This is a genomic window from Pseudomonas sp. GW821-FHT03E01 (assembly GCF_059420765.1).
In genome coordinates, this window is sequence record NZ_JBWKUI010000015.1 from 1 (window position 1) to 15,816 (window position 15,816).

Annotated in this window: 13 protein-coding genes and 2 pseudogenes; 11 read left to right on the plus strand and 4 right to left on the minus strand. The window is 55.0% G+C overall.

The annotated features are described in order from the left end of the window. Positions 1-313: 313 nt before the first annotated feature. Together AC07VO_RS23675 and AC07VO_RS23680 are read left to right on the plus strand one after the other, a co-directional pair. Complete coding sequence (locus tag AC07VO_RS23675) at positions 314-892, plus strand: DUF4337 domain-containing protein (RefSeq protein WP_018930261.1); 579 nt, start codon at positions 314-316, stop codon at positions 890-892. Between the two features lie 210 nt (positions 893-1,102). Beyond that, positions 1,103-1,486 carry a tautomerase family protein gene (locus tag AC07VO_RS23680; protein WP_018930326.1) on the plus strand — a complete coding sequence of 128 codons (384 nt, stop codon included), beginning with the start codon at positions 1,103-1,105 and terminating at the stop codon, positions 1,484-1,486. Positions 1,487-1,652: 166 nt separating this feature from the next. Here the strand turns inward: AC07VO_RS23680 and AC07VO_RS23685 are convergent, their stop codons facing one another. Further along, positions 1,653-2,111 carry a DUF6196 family protein gene (locus AC07VO_RS23685; RefSeq protein ID WP_230139439.1) on the minus strand — a complete coding sequence of 153 codons (459 nt, stop codon included), beginning with the start codon at positions 2,109-2,111 and terminating at the stop codon, positions 1,653-1,655. Positions 2,112-2,240: 129 nt separating this feature from the next. Here AC07VO_RS23685 and AC07VO_RS23690 point away from each other — a divergent pair, with 129 nt between their 5' ends. The 3 genes and pseudogenes from AC07VO_RS23690 (at position 2,241) to AC07VO_RS23700 (ending at position 6,647) form a co-directional block, all read left to right on the plus strand. After that, positions 2,241-3,137 carry a LysR family transcriptional regulator gene (locus AC07VO_RS23690; RefSeq protein ID WP_018930328.1) on the plus strand — a complete coding sequence of 299 codons (897 nt, stop codon included), beginning with the start codon at positions 2,241-2,243 and terminating at the stop codon, positions 3,135-3,137. A 47-nt stretch (positions 3,138-3,184) separates the two neighbouring features. Continuing rightward, positions 3,185-3,864 (plus strand): annotated as a pseudogene (locus AC07VO_RS23695) (transposase); the annotation flags it as partial. A 68-nt stretch (positions 3,865-3,932) separates the two neighbouring features. Then, the gene (locus AC07VO_RS23700; protein WP_086946190.1) at positions 3,933-6,647 is read left to right on the plus strand and encodes an AAA domain-containing protein; all 2,715 of its coding nucleotides are present in this window, start codon (positions 3,933-3,935) and stop codon (positions 6,645-6,647) included. Positions 6,648-7,241: 594 nt separating this feature from the next. Here AC07VO_RS23700 and AC07VO_RS23705 read toward each other — a convergent pair. Then, positions 7,242-8,183, minus strand: a complete 942-nt coding sequence (locus AC07VO_RS23705; RefSeq protein WP_064618400.1) for a LysR family transcriptional regulator — start codon at positions 8,181-8,183, stop codon at positions 7,242-7,244. A gap of 98 nt (positions 8,184-8,281) precedes the next feature. Between AC07VO_RS23705 and AC07VO_RS23710 the strand changes: the two genes are divergently transcribed. The 3 genes from AC07VO_RS23710 to AC07VO_RS23720 all read left to right on the plus strand — a co-directional run bounded on the left by AC07VO_RS23710 (position 8,282) and on the right by AC07VO_RS23720 (position 11,435). Continuing rightward, positions 8,282-9,496, plus strand: a complete 1,215-nt coding sequence (locus AC07VO_RS23710) for an MFS transporter (RefSeq protein WP_086946191.1) — start codon at positions 8,282-8,284, stop codon at positions 9,494-9,496. Positions 9,497-9,893: 397 nt separating this feature from the next. Next, positions 9,894-10,730, plus strand: a complete 837-nt coding sequence (locus tag AC07VO_RS23715) for an AraC family transcriptional regulator (protein WP_019579480.1) — start codon at positions 9,894-9,896, stop codon at positions 10,728-10,730. Positions 10,731-10,838: 108 nt separating this feature from the next. After that, the gene (locus tag AC07VO_RS23720) at positions 10,839-11,435 is read left to right on the plus strand and encodes a LysE family translocator (protein ID WP_019579479.1); all 597 of its coding nucleotides are present in this window, start codon (positions 10,839-10,841) and stop codon (positions 11,433-11,435) included. Between the two features lie 632 nt (positions 11,436-12,067). Here the strand turns inward: AC07VO_RS23720 and AC07VO_RS23725 are convergent. Both AC07VO_RS23725 and AC07VO_RS23730 read right to left on the minus strand, forming a co-directional pair. Beyond that, positions 12,068-12,490 (minus strand): hypothetical protein, encoded by a 423-nt coding sequence (locus AC07VO_RS23725; RefSeq protein ID WP_086946192.1) that lies wholly within the window; start codon positions 12,488-12,490, stop codon positions 12,068-12,070. Between the two features lie 504 nt (positions 12,491-12,994). After that, on the minus strand, positions 12,995-13,441 hold the full coding sequence (locus AC07VO_RS23730; RefSeq protein WP_086946194.1) for a GNAT family N-acetyltransferase: 447 nt from the start codon (positions 13,439-13,441) through the stop codon (positions 12,995-12,997). Between the two features lie 164 nt (positions 13,442-13,605). Here AC07VO_RS23730 and AC07VO_RS23735 point away from each other — a divergent pair, with 164 nt between their 5' ends. From AC07VO_RS23735 to fabV, 3 genes and pseudogenes are all read left to right on the plus strand, one after another. Further along, positions 13,606-13,911 (plus strand): NIPSNAP family protein, encoded by a 306-nt coding sequence (locus AC07VO_RS23735; RefSeq protein WP_086946195.1) that lies wholly within the window; start codon positions 13,606-13,608, stop codon positions 13,909-13,911. 163 nt (positions 13,912-14,074) lie between these two features. Next, positions 14,075-14,254: pseudogene (locus AC07VO_RS23740) on the plus strand (integrase); the annotation flags it as partial. Between the two features lie 206 nt (positions 14,255-14,460). Then, on the plus strand, positions 14,461-15,657 hold the full coding sequence (gene fabV / locus AC07VO_RS23745; RefSeq protein WP_086946197.1) for an enoyl-ACP reductase FabV: 1,197 nt from the start codon (positions 14,461-14,463) through the stop codon (positions 15,655-15,657). Positions 15,658-15,816 lie beyond the last annotated feature (159 nt).

The window sequence follows — 15,816 nt, forward strand, 5'->3', positions numbered from 1 at the left end:
ACCGCAACGAAATTTGGCCCGGGGATAACGACGCCGGCCAAGTAGACCAAAAAGACTGTCAAAACGGCGGAACCATCGATCATGTGCTTCCTCGCGAGTCCTGTGGACGGTGATCGTCACGGGTGAGATGTACTAAGAGCTAAGGTCGTTTGTGACCTCAACGTCCATCGAAATAAGAGTCTTGCACAGCGTTATCGAGATCAGTGGCTTTTTACACACTTTGGACCACTGGCTGCCAGTCAATTGTGTCCAAAGAATCAGGGACAATTCATAATGCTGTCCATCTCCACTAACACCTCCAAGATCGACACCCATGCCTGAAGAGTTCGAAGTCCCCAGCCCACACGAGCAACACATTGAGCACACCACCCATCATGCGCATGCACAAGGCGACAGCTTTGCCAGCAAGATTGCGGTGATGACAGCCATCATGGCGACCGTCGGCGCCCTGATGAGCTATCAGGCCGGCTCAACGGAGAATGAGGCGGCCATGGACAAAAACAACGCCGCTATCCAGAAAACCGAAGCCGCCAACGAGTGGAATTATTACCAGGCCAAGTCCAGCCGGCAGAACCTGTCGGATCTGGCAAGCCATCTCCCAGGGCTGGACTCCGCCCATTATGTTGCTGAGGCGCGGCGGTACGGGGAACAGAAGGAGGAGGCGCGCAAGAAGGCTGAAGCATTCGAACAACGGGCAAGGGAGTGGGACGAGAAGTCAGAGCAGGCGTTGCATCAGCATCACCGCTGGGCCCAGGCAATGACAGCGATTCAAATAGCAATTTCACTGGCGGCCATTACCTTGCTGACGCGTAAGGAATGGCTCAAGCGGCTCTCGTTTGGGGCCGCGGGTGTTGGCGTCATGCTGGGTTCGCTGGCTTGGCTGCATATCTGAGCGAGGCGCTCAGACGTTCACCTGTCGAATGCGATTGCTACTGGTCGATTTCTGCCCTTCACGAACGGCAGGAATCGGTCAAAAGTGGACGGTGGACACGGTGATGGCAAAGCTAGACAAGGACTTACAGGACGACAAGGAACTTTATACGGCACGCCATCGCGACATGGCATGTCACCTATAGTAGTTATACGCTTGCAAGGAATCGCAATGATCACCGTCTATGGAATTGACTACAATTTAAATGCCAAAAAAGCACAGATGTCCGATGTGCTACATAATTGCATGACTACCGTTCTTGGGTTACCCGAAGACAAGCGTGCTCACCGTTTCGTCCCGCTAGATAAAACTAATTTCTATTACCCCGGCGGCAGATCTGAAAAATACACAGTAATCGAAATAAGCATGATTTCTGGGCGAACGGAAGAAACAAAAAAGAAGCTCATAAAGCAAATATTTACAGACTTTGAGCGAAACTTGGCTATAAATCCGGTTGACGTTGAAATCACAATATTTGAGCAACCAAGTCATTGCTGGGGATTCCGAGGGATCACAGGCGATGAGGCAACCTTGAGTTACAGGGTTAACGTATAACAAGCGGTTCAAGCCGTTCGCTTCGCTCTCTGGGACCGCGTACCGCGGTTCCTTGATTTATTTTCTCGACTCAAATCATCCACTTTTTGGCCGGTTTAGGTCTTCCGGGAACGGCTGCTATTCAATCGGCCAAAAGCGAACACTTGGGCACGCGCGACCATATCCGCTACCGGGAAACTCCCATTTCCCCGGCCGCTCGGCCATCAACCAAAGCCTGGATCTCTGCGAAGACACCCGAAGCAAGGCTGGCCGGGACGCCCCAATAATCAAATATCCCGCCCTCATCTCTGTTTTGGCCGCAAGTGACGAAAACGCCAGTTCCAAAATGCCGCTTCAGACGCATCGCCAACCAGCCCACGAATCCGCTGTTGTCTACGTTTTCAGGGAAATGGAAACGGAAGACGCCGAACAGTTCTCGCTCGATGTCGTCGCAAGGGACCAGTTGACTCCATACCTTGTCGTCTCGAACGAGCGCCAGTGCGTCGGGATATGCCGCACCAGGAAACGATGACAAGGGAAACTCCAAAAACGTATATGTGCCAGGAAAGAACCGGACGCGCGCCTGAGAGGTCACGTGCAGCAGTCGGCGCTCGGTATCCGCTGCCGTTTCATGCGATATGTTCACCAATTCATAATCTCCGCTCTACGAAGCGCAAGGCGCTATTACTTTGATTGACCAGAGGCATGATGAACAGCAAGATCTTGAAGATAAATGCTCAAGATTTAATAACATTGACAACTAAAGGTTGTAGATATGGACAAGCTGAAAAGCATGGCAGCGTTCGTGGCGGCAGCCGAATCAGACTCGTTCTCGGCAGCCGCTGCCTTGTTAGGCGTGACCCCGCAATTGATTGCCAAACAGGTCGGCAATCTGGAATCTGAGCTAGGCCTCAAATTGATCACGCGAACCACTCGCCGTCAAAGCTTGACTGCCGTGGGCAGGGAATATTACTCACGCTGCAAAGCCATTCTGAGCGACGTTGATGACGCCGATGCTCTGGCCTTGGCAGCGAACTCAACACCGCGAGGAAAAATAAGGATCAGTGCGCCGTATAATTATGGCTCTCATCGACTGATCCCGTTCCTCACCCAATACCTGACGCGTTACCCCGAAACGGAAATCGAGTTGGAGTTGACGGACAGGTTCGTGAATGTCGTGGAAGAAGGCTACGAAGTCGTCTTCCGGCTGGGAAAACCTCAGCTGGCCGACAGTGCAGCTCTGGTTCAACGCGGTTTGAAACCTTTCAGGATGTTAGCCTGCGCATCCCCCGCTTATCTCTCGCGCAAAGGGGTCCCGCTCCATCCTGAGCAGCTCGTGGACCATGACTGTCTGGGCTACCTGTTTTCCGATCGAATGACAGACAAGCTCTGGCGATTCACTAAAGATATGCAGACGTTCACGATCCCCATTGCGAGTCGACTGAAAGTAAACAACACCATGGCCAAGGTGAACGCCGCATTGTCGGGTTTCGGTATTACGCTCTGCGTCGAGGACGTGCTGACGCCCTACGTGCGACGAGGTGAGTTGGTCGTGCTTTTTGAGAACTTCGAAGGCCCCATCTACCCTGTCAACCTGATCTACCCCGCCGACCGTCGCCCTTCAGCAAAGCTCCGACACTTCGTGGATGAGGTCATCCAAAGCTTGGGTTGACCGCAGCTAGAGCTGATTGCACACAGCTTGAGCGAGCGTGCCAGTCGATGGATGGCGAGCACTGCGTGATCATGGATGTGGAACCCACACCGGCTCATCGAACCCCAGAAGTCGAGAGCACCAAGACGATAATCGATCGGGTCGAAGTGCAGTTCGACATCAAGCCAGAGCGCCTCATTGGCGACACCGCTTACGGTACTGCGCCGATGCTGGCCTGGATGGTGGAGAAAAAAGACATCGAGCCGCATATGCCGGTGTGGGACAAAACTGAGCGCAAGAACGACAGCTTTTCGAGTAACGATTTCCACTGGAATGAAGAGGCCGAGGAATACCGCTGCCCGGCCGGCAACGTATTACGCAGCGAATGGCGAGCCTTCAAGACGAGCGTTCGCACGTCACCAACACCATCATCTTCCGATCCAGGCAGACCGACTGCGCGACATGCCTGCTGAAAGCCAAGTGCTGTCCGAACACCTCGATTCGCAAGATTGCTCGCAGCGTCCATGAAGCCGCTCGTGATGTGGCTCGACGCATTGCAGCAACGCCGGAGTACGTGCGCTCTCACCATGAGCGCAAGAAGGTCGAAATGCTGTTTGCCCGCTTCAAGCGCATCCTGAAACTGGATCGCCTGCGACTACGGGGCATGAGTGGTGCGGCCGACGAATTCACGCTGGCCGTCGCAGTGCAGAACCGGCTATCGATCCTGCACGCAATGATGGCAATATGACTCATCTTGGAGAAAGTAACATTCGGCGCGAGGCGAAGCCGGATGTCATGCGCATAGGGATAAGGAATATGGTTTCGATTCAGGTGGATGGTGAGGACAAGACCGCAAAGATCAGCGACTGGGCGATTCGCTGGAGCGACAAGTACGAAGCCCTGGAACTGACCTGTCACTTCCCCTCCAAGAAAAAATACACCCGTGCGCTCAGTAACTGCCAAGTTTCGCCCACCCGCGAGTTGACCAATGTATTGCTGCACAAGCCCGGCAGCACGATCGTCACGCCCATTGCCAAAGCTACGATTTACGGCGAGCGATATGCCGTCGTGCACTACCCGGGCGCCGAAAAGCCCTATGTCTACAAGATGGACGGTATCGGCTTTACCGCCCCGACATCGATGAAGGAAACACCGGTCTTCCGCTATTTCACTCTCGTGGCGAATGCCCGACAGGATCACGCTGAGTCGAAAACTGATCGTGAAATTGCCGACAATGTGGTGCGCCAGCTCGGAAAACTGCCCGCCATCGCTGGCACTGCCCTGCAAGCCTATTGTACGGGGCGCAACGGCACGCTGGCGCCGGGTCAGGGGCTCATCTATCCGTTCGGGCTTAACGAGAGTCAGCTTCAGGCGGTCGAGCGGGCGTTCAGCGCGCAAATCAGCGTGATCGAAGGCCCGCCAGGGACCGGCAAGACCCAGACGATCCTCAACATCCTCGCCAATATTCTGTTACGTGGGCAGACGGTAGCGGTGCTGTCCAACAACAATGCTGCCGTGGAAAACGTCTACGAAAAGCTGGAGAAATACGGCCTGGGCTACTTGGTCGCCAAGCTTGGCAACCAGGACAAACGTGAGGCCTTCTTTGCCGATCTGCCTGCTTGGCCATCAAACGCACCCGAGCCGGCACCATCCCTAGATGAAATCCAGGCCTTGCTGACCCGCTTGAAGCAGCACCTGCAAGACCACAACAGGGCGGCACAACTGCAAATCGAGCTGGACGAGCTGGTCATCGAGCGGCGCTACCTGCAGCAGTGGCAGGCAGAAAGCGATGTACAGGCCACAGTCTCGCTCGACAAGTACGGCCTGACACCGCGCAAGACTGCGGACCTCATGGCCTACCTGGCGTACCTCGGCGAGCAGCGCATTCATCTCAAAGACCGTATCGAGCTTCTGTTCAAATTCAGAATCTTTCGCACCAAGCCATTCACCGAGGGCGAGGCGCGCATGGCCGTTTTCCATGCACTGCAGATGCATTACTACGACAAGTCGCTACGGGACAAGGAAGCGGAGCTGCGGGCGTGCCGTGAATCGTTGGCACGCGCGAATTTCACGGCCCTGCTGAAAGAACTGACAACAGCATCGATGCACCATCTCAAGCAGCATCTGCAACTTCAGGTACCGCCGCCGTCGGACAGCTTTGATGTCAAAACTTACCGCAGGCATTTCGATGTCTTCTTGCAGCGCTTCCCTATCCTGGGCAGCGGCACGCACTCCATCGTCAATTCGATCGCGCCGGGAGCGGTCCTCGACTACGTGATCATCGACGAAGCCTCTTTGCAGGACATCGTGCCGGGCATCCTGCCACTGGGCTGCGCAAAGAACCTGATCGTCGTTGGAGACAACCGCCAGTTGCCGCATATCCCTGTGGCACTGGGGCTTCAAGCGCCCGCCGAAGTCTACGATTGCGAGCACTACAGCCTGCTGGATTCGTGCATTGCCGTGTTTCAGGACACGCTGCCCAGAACCCTGCTGAAAGAACATTACCGCTGCCACCCCAGGATCATCCAGTTCTGCAACCAGCAGTTCTACGACAACGCACTGGTGCCGATGACCGAGGACAAGGGCGAAGCCCCCCTGCGCCTGGTGGTGACAGCCAAGGGCAACCACGCCAGGAAGAACACCAACCTTCGGGAATTGGACTCCCTGCTGAAGGTGCTTGGGGACGAGGGGCCGCCCGTCGGTATGGACGGTGAAGGCCGCGGTTACATCGCCCCGTTCCGGGCGCAAGTCAACCTTTCCGACACGCACTTGCCGACGGATTTCGTCAAGGACACCGTGCACAAGTTTCAGGGGCGCGAATGCGACGAGATCGTCTTCTCCACCGTGCTGGACAAGAAGCGCTACAACCAGGCGCGAACACGCCTGGATTTCGTCGACGACCCACGCATGATCAACGTGGCAGTTTCGCGGGCCAAACATCGCTTCACCCTGGTGACCGGTGACGAGGTGTTCACTGACAACAATGGCCACATCGCCGCGCTGATCCGCTACATCAGCTATTACGCGCAGGACGATCAGATCGTACGCGCGCCGGTGGTGTCGGCATTCGACTTGCTGTACCGCGAGTACGACCAGTCTCTGGCACGCTTGGACGCCCGCCTGCGGCCCGAGGATTCACGCTACAAGTCCGAGCAGATCGTGGCACAGTTGCTGCGTGAAGCGCTGTCAGCCCCGGCGTGCCAGGCATTGAAGTACCACACACAGATCCAGCTGGATAAGCTTGCATCGCCGGGTAGCCTCGACTGGACGGAGCCCCAGCGGGCGTTCATGAGGCGCGCCAGTTGCGATTTCGTGATCTATTTCAAAGTGGGCAAAAAACCGATAGGGGTGATCGAGGTTGATGGCGGGTACCACGACCGACCCGTGCAGGCAGCTCGGGACGCCATGAAAAATGAGATTTTGGCTAGAAGTGGCATTCCTATTCTGCGGCTGCGGACAGTTGAGAGTGACATTGAGCGGAGAGTTGGCGACTTTATCGGGCAGTGGGCTAGTCCTACGCATGGCGCATAAGCACTGGGTCAGAGGTCGTCAGTCGTTGATGGTAGCAATCGACCCGAAGCTGTCTGTAGCCAAGCCGCAAGCTAGCCGATCGAAGGGTTACCGAAAGTATTCGCGACTCCTGTGGGAGCGGGCTTACCGGAGTGCCGCACCACCGCGAACACGGGCGAAGCCCTTGCCATCCAACACGATGCCAGAGACAGCATTTTGCATGTAAGGATCAGGCTTGGTCAGTAATCGCTTCAGTGATCGGGTCGAAAGCAGCCGCTGGCGAGGGACCGCTTTCGACCCGGGCTGTGTAAAAACGTTTTAGAGCAGGTTTGAAGGTTCGAATCGGAACGAAAACCGCGTTCCTACGCAAATTTCAGGACCACTGATCTGCCAATCACGGTCAGATTTTACGTAGCGACACAGACTTCAAAACGAGGCCTGCGTTTTTACACAGCCTGGACCCATAGCGGACACTCCAGCAGCCAGTCAGATGTGTCTGCGAGACCAGAGGGCCATTCAACTTACTGGAAATTGTCTGCCCCCGACCTAGGCAACCTCATTGCGCACTTGACGGCAACTCTTATCCGGTATGGCGTGGCTTACAACCTCCTAACATCAGGCATTAGGTACTTTAAGGTCGAACAACAGCTCATCGGTTGCGCGATCAAAATGGTCGGTAAGGAAATCCAGCAATACACGCACGCGGGGAATCCGGTAACGATTGCCGTGTAATACCGCGTAGACGCCGGCCTCTCGGACACAAAAGTCAGGTAACAGGACCTTCAGTCGTCCAGCACGGATATCGGCTGCCGCATCCCAAATGGTCTTGCGTGCGATGCCATGTCCAGCCAACGCCCATGCGCGCGCGAGGGCGCCGTCGTTGGTTTCCCATGCCTGGCTCATGGGAACGGTGTGGTTCCATTCCTGACCATCCACCACAAAGTGAAAGGTGTTCAATGGACCTGCAGACGTCACCAGCACGATGAACTTGTGGCTAGGCAAGTCAGTAGGGGTTTGGGGTTCACCGTATCGCGCCAGATAATCAGGCGAAGCGCACAGTACTCGCCAGTTGGGAGCCAACTGCCTGGCGATCATCGAGCTGTCATGGGGCTGTCCAAACCGGATTGCCAGATCGACATCGTCCTGCACCAGATTTGATACCGAGTCCGACAACGTCAGTGCGACGTACAGTTCCGGGTGCAATGTACTGAATGTCTCAAGCCAGTCATTTAAAAGATTGCGGCCAAAATCGGCGGATGCGGATATCCGGACCTTGCCACGCACCTCTGTTTGACTGGCTTGAAGCCCAGCTTCCGCCTCATCGATAGCCCGCAATGCGACCCAGCATTGCTGCAAATAAAACCGACCTTCTTCCGTGAGGCGCAACTGACGCGTTGTGCGATCAAACAACTTGGTGCGCAGCGCCGCCTCAAGCTTGATAAGTCGCGCGCTGGCCGCGGCCGGCGACAGCGCCAGTTTGCGCCCTGCGGCAGACAAGCTGCCGAGTGCTGCCGCTTCGACAAACAAACGCATGTCGCCCAATCGGTCAGTAGCCATATTCAATTCAAATTTGATGGTTCATCAAATGGTAGACCAATTATCAAATTCGTAGCAATTCATCACACTCACGTCTCCCATTCCTCTGAGCACAGGTCATGACCGGCAAATCGCAATTTGAAAATGGCTCTTTCACGACATCGGGCAATACCGAATACCTCACTACTGGGCGTCTCCCATTGGCGGCCCTGTTGGCGCTGACAATGGGGAGCTTTATCGCCACCGCCAACGAAACGGTGCCAGCAGGACTTTTGCCGCAAATCGCCGAGGCATTTGGTGTGTCGCAAGCGTGGGCTGGTCAGATGGTGACCCTATGTGCGCTGGGCTCAGGGTTAGCGGCTATTCCATTGACTCTCGCTTTGCAGGGCTGGCGTCGGCGCTTGGTGCTATTACTGGCTGTCGGGGTGTTTTGCGCCTGTAATGCGGTGACCGCCCTGTCGCCCTGGTTTTCATTGACGCTGGCTGCCCGCTTCGTGGTGGGTATCGCAACCGGTCTGGCCTGGAGCCTGCTGGCCGGCTATGTCAGACGATTGGTCGCCCCACAGCAGCACGGTCGCGCAATGGCGCTGGCCATGCTCGGCATCCCTTTGGCACTTGCCCTAGGCGTACCGCTAGGTGCCTGGCTCGGCAAGCTGCTGGGATGGCGTTGTGTGTTCGGGACTCTCTCAGGACTCAGCCTTTTGCTGATGGCCTGGATATATCTGAAAGTGCCTGATTATCCCGGACAACGCTCCGATCGACGCTTGCCGCTACGCAGGGTCCTGCAAACCCCGGGCGTGCGGCCCGTGCTGGCGGTGGTCATGCTCTGGATCCTGGCTCACTACACCCTCTATACCTATATTGCTGCGTTCCTGGCTTCTGTTGGATTGGCCGATCAGATAGATCGGGGCCTCCTTTCATTCGGTATTGCGGCCTTGTTCGGTCTATGGATGATCGGCACGCTGATTGATGACAGGCTTCGGAGTCTGGTACTGCTCAGCCTGACAGCATTCATCCTGGTTTCGTTTGCCCTGGGCCTGGGTGAGCTGCCCGTCAGTGCGATCTATATCGGCATCGTCCTGTGGGGGATGAGCTTCGGTGGTGCGCCAACCTTATTGCAAACCTCCTTGGCTGATGTTGCCAGTGACGGCGCTGATATTGCGCAATCAATGTTGGTGACCGTCTTCAATCTGGCGTTTGCAGGCAGTGGTGTGATCGGCGGCATTTTCCTGGAAACATGGGGGGCAGGTGCTATTCCCTGGGTAGCGCTGGCATTGTTGCTACCAGCGCTGTTGATTGTTTCGATAGCCAAGGGGCATGCTTTCAGGCGTTAACTACTGCCGAGGAGTTGAGGATTTATCAACCCTAAGAGGGTGGGCAGAGGTGATCATTGAGGCTTCATTTGATTTGGCCTTGATACACCCTTGGTTTAAGGGCGATCCCTTCAATGAGCCTCCGTAGTTGTGCTCGCGATCGCCCTCGTGATGAGCAAGTGACCGATCTCTACCTATAAACGCGGTCAGCTGCTGGTCGATTTCTATCCGCGAAAGGCTGTTTCTGGTGGCTTTCTGCCTATCACGACTGACGGAGATCGACCCGTTTTCTGCCTTTCAGCATAGGCAGCTATGGCTCAGCATCAAACCGCACAAATCTTCTAAACGTTCTTTTCAAAAGCGCGGTAATTTAGTCGCCCGCACAGTTCAAAGCTGAACCATACCTCTGGAGCCTTCCGTGGATAAACGCAACTGGATTGAGCTGTCCCAGGATGCCGATACCGGGATTGAATCGATTCGTGCCCATTTTCAGGGGCATGCCTACGATCCGCACTGGCATGACAGTTTTCTGGTGGGGGTCACCGAACAGGGGGTGCAGCAGTTCAATTGCCGACGCGTTCGCCATCTTAGTACGCCGGGCAAGGTATTCATGCTGGAGCCGGGGGAAATCCACGATGGGCATGCGCCGACCGAGGAAGGGTTTACCTATTCCATGCTCTACCTCGATCCGCACTGGCTTGAACGGGAGTTGCATGCGTTGTTCGAGCACGCGCCAGCCGATAGTCAGCCGGGCTTTGCCGACACCCTGAGCCAGGATCCGGGCCTGGCCACTGCCATTTATCAAGCCTTCCACGTGCTCCATGAGGGTGACTTGCGCATCGTGCGCCAGAGCGCCATCGATACCTTGTTGGGGTCGCTCACTTGCCACCTTGATTGGCGCAAGCGGCAGGCCTTTGATCCGCGTCTGCCGTTGGTGGCCCAGGTTGCGCGTGACTATCTGCATGCCCATGTCTACGAGGACATCGGGTTGGATGATCTGGCTCAAGCCTGTGGTGTTGATCGCTTTCGCTTGACGCGGGCCTTCAAGGCAGCCTTTGGGCTGGCGCCTCATGCTTATCTGATCCAGCTGCGCCTGGCCAAGGCGCGGCAGCTACTGGCGCGGGGCGAGTCGCCGGCGCAGGTGGCCAGTGCTCTCGGGTTCTCCGATCAAAGCCATATGGGGCGCTGGTTCCGCCGTGCCTACCAGCTCACGCCAGCGGACTACCGCAAGCGCTGCTCAAACCTTCCAGACTGAATCCCGCTGACCCGCGACCATGGCCTCCTATCTGATCAAGGAGTCCATGCCATGTCTTTTTCGCTGTTCCTTTCTGCGCCTTCGATGTGTCCTCAGGGAGTCTGAGCCATGGAATCGTTGTTGCCTTTCCTGCTGTTTGCGTTCGTTGCCTCGATCACCCCGGGGCCGACCAATATTCTGGTGCTGAGCCACAGTTCGCGGTGGGGGCTGGGCGCTACGCTGCCGATCATTTTTGGCGCTTGCGTGGCGGCGGCGCTGATTGTGTTTGCCGTCGGGCTCGGCGTGGGCGAGACGCTGCTGCGGTTTCCGCGAGTGCAGCAGGCGATGGCCTGGATCGGGGTGTTCTGGTTGAGTTGGCTGGCCTGGCAGATCTTTCAAAGCGCACCGCCGTCCCTGAACCCGACTACCCCGCGCGACGAGGGCCTGAGTGTGTTCGGTGCCGCCACCCTGCAATTGCTCAACCCCAAAGTCTGGATGATGGCGGTGGCGGTGGTGAGCGTGTTTGCCGGTGGCGGCGACAAGACCATGCGGCTGGTGTTGTTGTCGCTGGTGTTCCTGTTGGTCTCTTTGCCGTGCATGACTCTGTGGGCGTTGCTCGGCGTGGGTAGTGCTCGGTTTTTTGGTTCGCCACAGGCGTTCAAACGCGTGAACCATGCACTGGCTTTTTTGCTGCTGGTGTCGGCCTGGTTGACCGTGCTGGTGTAGGTCGAACATACCTGGGCAGGGCGCTTTAATCAGCAGCCAGACCCCGCCAAGCTTAGGGTGATGATGAAGGCCTGTATGGAGAAATAGGCAGGCAGAATGCGTATTACCAGGCCGACTATAGTCTCGATTGTCCAGTAACGTTCTGGTTCTGACCGTTTAACTTGCTCTAAATCATTCTTACACAGCTTCGGCCGATTGCTGCCTGTCACGACAGGCAGAAAACGACCCAAAGCGGTCAGTCGTGACAAGTAAAAAGCGACTGAGTAAGGTCGTTCGCTTCGCGCCAGGCTCGACTGTCGAATCCGGTGGCAACATCTGGAAACTCTACACCCGCAACCGATAAAGAGCCCAGCAGGCTAACACTCGAATTCCCTTCATTGATTTTCGCTTGTTTCGTGGCCCTAAAACTGGACATCCCTCAGCGGCCTTGGCCCCGGTTTCTTTCATCAGGGCTTGAGTTGCTACAGAGCAGCGCGAGGGCTAGCTGGCTAGGGAAGCCGCATTGTCTGCCAACCCTCATTGCCCAATATCTTTGATAATGAGCGTACTGATTGCCGCACCTTTGACGCTGATCTATTACATCAGAGTTTCAAGACTTCCAAGCGAAAGTGGTGGCACACTCATAGTGGCTCTTATCCTAGAAATTTAATTTGTTGTTCTAAAACCCGGAACGTGGCTCTAGCCTGGTTTATTACATCGATGAACGTGAGCCGTTCCTCGTCAGTCAGATTGGGAATTCGCTCAAGTTTACTTATTGCCAATCCAGCTCTCTTCAGCAAACTTACATGCTTATCGTTAAATATTTCAGGATATCTATTGGTTAGTTCGTGCTTCACGAATGCTGCCAAATAACCTGCTTCAAAAGAAGTATGTATTGAAAAATTATTGCCACCGAACTCGCGCAAGTTATTTATAGCGTGCTCCAGCGAATAATCAACTTTCCTGCAGAATTCGCAAAGCTCGTCCTTGTCTTCCTCTCTCATTGATCTATATGTCTCAAAATACTTTATTATCTGTTGGCCGAGGTCAAATAATGCTTTAATGTCCGAGATCATTTTGATTGCCTCCACACTTTGTGTCAGTTGGTGGAGTATAGGCAAAAATCCGCCTTGATCAGCTCGCAACGCACCGCAACCCCGCATTTAGCCCCGTTGTGGACCTCTCCCACTGTCAGCCGTGAATTGGTATCTGCCTCTACCTCGGTGTGGTTGGGCTGCGTGACGGAGCTGAGACTTCAATCACTGATTTGGCTTAAAGGATGACAGAGGCTTGTAGGTCTCTGTCTGGTGGTGAGCAATCACATGCCATAGCCCGGCCATCTCCAGATGAGTTGGAAGCTCCTAATGGAGGTCCGCTTTTGGCCGATTCTGTTGAAAAAGTCGGTCTGCCCAAACTGCCTGATCATTGACTGGTGAAAACACCTTTTTTGCACGCTGCTACGTGAAATCTGAGTCCGGAAGCCACTGCAAAAAGTAAAGATTTCAATCTCGGACGCGTACTTTTCTGATACGCAAACCATGGCCGACTTTTTCAACAGAATCGGCCGATAGCTGCCTGAATCAGGCGTCGCCTAGCAGCATGATATGAGTAGCATGGACATCCTCTGTTCGCATGAAACCGCAGTGCAGGTAAAACGCGTCTCCTTCAGACGTATCGGTGGAAAGACGTACGTTCTGAAAGCGAAGAGTGGCATGTGCGACCAGCGCTTTTACTAGCGTTTGACCCACGTGTTGCCCCCTTGAAGAAGCTGCTACGTAAACCCGTCGCAGCCTTGCCGTATTAGTCTCGCCATATGGATCAACTGAAAGGCCTCCGATACCTATCAGTTGCTGGGTGAAATACGCCGCCATAAGACATTCTCCGGGTGCATCGAAGCGATTCGCTCCGGAGTGCCATTCGGCAATCAGCCGAGTGAGAAACCTGAAACCCTCTCCAACTGCCTCTTTTTCCAAGGCTAGAATCTGTGGCGGCAGGTGCGTGATCTGATGAATTTCGACTTGTTTCATGCATCGTCCTTGATTCGGTGTGAAACCGTTTTGGTTGGTCGAGAATCTTCGTGTGCACGCTATGAGAGATGCAAGTGGCAGTTATCGACCCAATGCTGCCATCGACGACTCAGCTTATGGCATGTGTAGAATAGTGTTTTCCCCATTTTCAAAGGAATGATCCAGTGATCACTTGCCACGTCAGGTATGTAATCGATCCCTACCAGATCCCGGCTTTCGAAAGCTATTCTCGCCATTGGATTCGTGTGGTGAACCGTATGGGAGGGAACCACCACGGCTACTTTCTACCAGCCGAAGGCGCCAACAATATCGCTTACTGTCTATTCAGCTTTTCCAGCCTGGCAGATTATGAGCAGTACCGTAGGGAGGCCGGAGTAGATCCTGAGTGCGTTCAATTGGTGACGCAGGCTACCGAGCAAAAATTCATCCTGAGCTACGAGCGCAGTTTCCTTCGTCCCATTCTTGATTGAACTGACTGTTTTCGACCCAAAGCTGCCGGTGGCGATAGATAGTCAAAAACGGCCAAGTGCGGACTGACACACGGATTCCGTCCATTTGCGCGAGCCAATGGGCACTCCGTAACAACCGCTGAACCTAACGACTTTCGTAGAGAGGCTGCCGATGCAGGACATTCCAACCATGTACGGTACCCACACGCTACGGAGAACTAAGGTATCGCTAATCTATCGCAGGACGAAGAACCTGAGAGCAGTGCAACTCCTGCTTGGCCGTACGAAGCTTGAATGTACCGTTAGATACTTGGGGATCGAGGTCGATGACGCCCTGGAAATGGCGGAACAGACGGACGTCTGACCACCCAACGGTCGAGACTAGACCGTTGCAGTCTCTTGCCAGGCTCTAGGTCGCCAATGCTATATGACCAGTAGGAAGGATTTGTTCAAGCATTGCTTGGCGAGGTACCAATCGCTGCAGATCCTTCATCGTGACGTTCCAGCTATCCAGGCGTCTATAACTTCGTAGCCAAGGTTGGCTCTCATCCTGGAAGAGGGAGATCTTTTATGATCATTAAACCGCGCGTTCGCGGCTTTGTCTGTGTGACTACCCACCCCACTGGCTGCGAAGCCAACGTCAAGAATCAGATCGATTACGTTACTACGAAAGGATTGATCACCGGGGGGCCAAAGAACGTACTGGTGATTGGTGCATCGACCGGATACGGACTTGCTGCGCGGATAACGGCAGCTTTTGGTTGTGGCGCCAGCACTCTCGGTGTGTTTTTCGAACGTGAAGGCGATGAGGGCAAGCTCGGCACCGCCGGCTGGTACAACACAGCGGCCTTTCACACGTTTGCCGAGTCCGACGGCCTCTACGCCAAGAGCATCAACGGCGATGCTTTTTCCGATGAGATCAAACAGAAGACTATCGACGTTATCAAGCGCGACTTCGGGAAGGTCGACCTGGTTGTTTACAGTCTTGCCGCACCGCGCCGGACACACCCCAAGACGGGTGAAGTACTCAGTTCTACCCTCAAGCCGCTCGACAAGGCCGTGACCTTGCGGGGCCTGGATACTGATAAGGAAGTGGTCAAGGACACCACGCTACAACCCGCGATCCAAAGCGAAATCGATGGCACGGTGGCCGTGATGGGCGGCGAAGATTGGCAGATGTGGATCGATGCCTTGCACGAAGCGGGTGTTCTGGCTGATGGGGCGAAAACGACCGCGTTCACTTATCTGGGCGAAAAGCTGACTCATGACATCTACTGGAACGGCTCCATTGGTGCGGCCAAGAAGGACCTGGATCAGAAAGTCCTTGGTATCCGTGAACGGTTGGCTGTTCTGGGAGGCGACGCGCGGGTCTCGGTATTGAAAGCGGTGGTTACCCAGGCAAGTTCAGCTATCCCGATCATGCCGCTGTATCTGTCATTGTTGTTCAAAGTCATGAAGGAGCAGGGCACACACGAGGGATGCGTCGAGCAGGTCTACGCGCTCTACAAAGACAGCTTGTACGGCCATTCTCCAGTTATGGATCAAGAGGGTCGCCTGCGCGCGGACTACAAGGAGCTGGCTCCCGAAGTCCAGGATCGGGTCAAGCAACTATGGGATCAGGTCAGCAATGACAACCTTTATGAACTTACTGATTTTGTCGGTTACAAGGCGGAGTTCCTGCGTCTCTTCGGTTTCGGGATCGAAGGGGTGGACTACGAGGCTGACGTCGATCCGGACGTCAAGATCTACAACCTGCTCCAAGCTTAGGTCGTAAGTATGGATAGCTGCCTCGATGCCCATGCAGAGGCAGCTGCTGCCCAAGAGGGGTTGTAACGGGATGTCTGTTTTGGCCGGTTGAATCCACAGCTGAAAGCGGTGCTTCGATGAACGTCCGGTCTTGGCCAGCCCCCTTCGATACCGACAAAT

Coding starts and splice junctions, on each gene's coding strand:
- AC07VO_RS23675 (WP_018930261.1), top strand. CDS start 314: ATGCCTGAAGAGTTCGAAGTCCCCAGCCCACACGAGCAACACATTGAG.
- fabV (WP_086946197.1), top strand. CDS start 14,461: ATGATCATTAAACCGCGCGTTCGCGGCTTTGTCTGTGTGACTACCCAC.
- AC07VO_RS23730 (WP_086946194.1), bottom strand. CDS start 13,441: ATGAAACAAGTCGAAATTCATCAGATCACGCACCTGCCGCCACAGATT.
- AC07VO_RS23690 (WP_018930328.1), top strand. CDS start 2,241: ATGGACAAGCTGAAAAGCATGGCAGCGTTCGTGGCGGCAGCCGAATCA.
- AC07VO_RS23705 (WP_064618400.1), bottom strand. CDS start 8,183: ATGGCTACTGACCGATTGGGCGACATGCGTTTGTTTGTCGAAGCGGCA.
- AC07VO_RS23720 (WP_019579479.1), top strand. CDS start 10,839: ATGGAATCGTTGTTGCCTTTCCTGCTGTTTGCGTTCGTTGCCTCGATC.
- AC07VO_RS23710 (WP_086946191.1), top strand. CDS start 8,282: ATGACCGGCAAATCGCAATTTGAAAATGGCTCTTTCACGACATCGGGC.
- AC07VO_RS23725 (WP_086946192.1), bottom strand. CDS start 12,490: ATGATCTCGGACATTAAAGCATTATTTGACCTCGGCCAACAGATAATA.
- AC07VO_RS23700 (WP_086946190.1), top strand. CDS start 3,933: ATGGTTTCGATTCAGGTGGATGGTGAGGACAAGACCGCAAAGATCAGC.
- AC07VO_RS23680 (WP_018930326.1), top strand. CDS start 1,103: ATGATCACCGTCTATGGAATTGACTACAATTTAAATGCCAAAAAAGCA.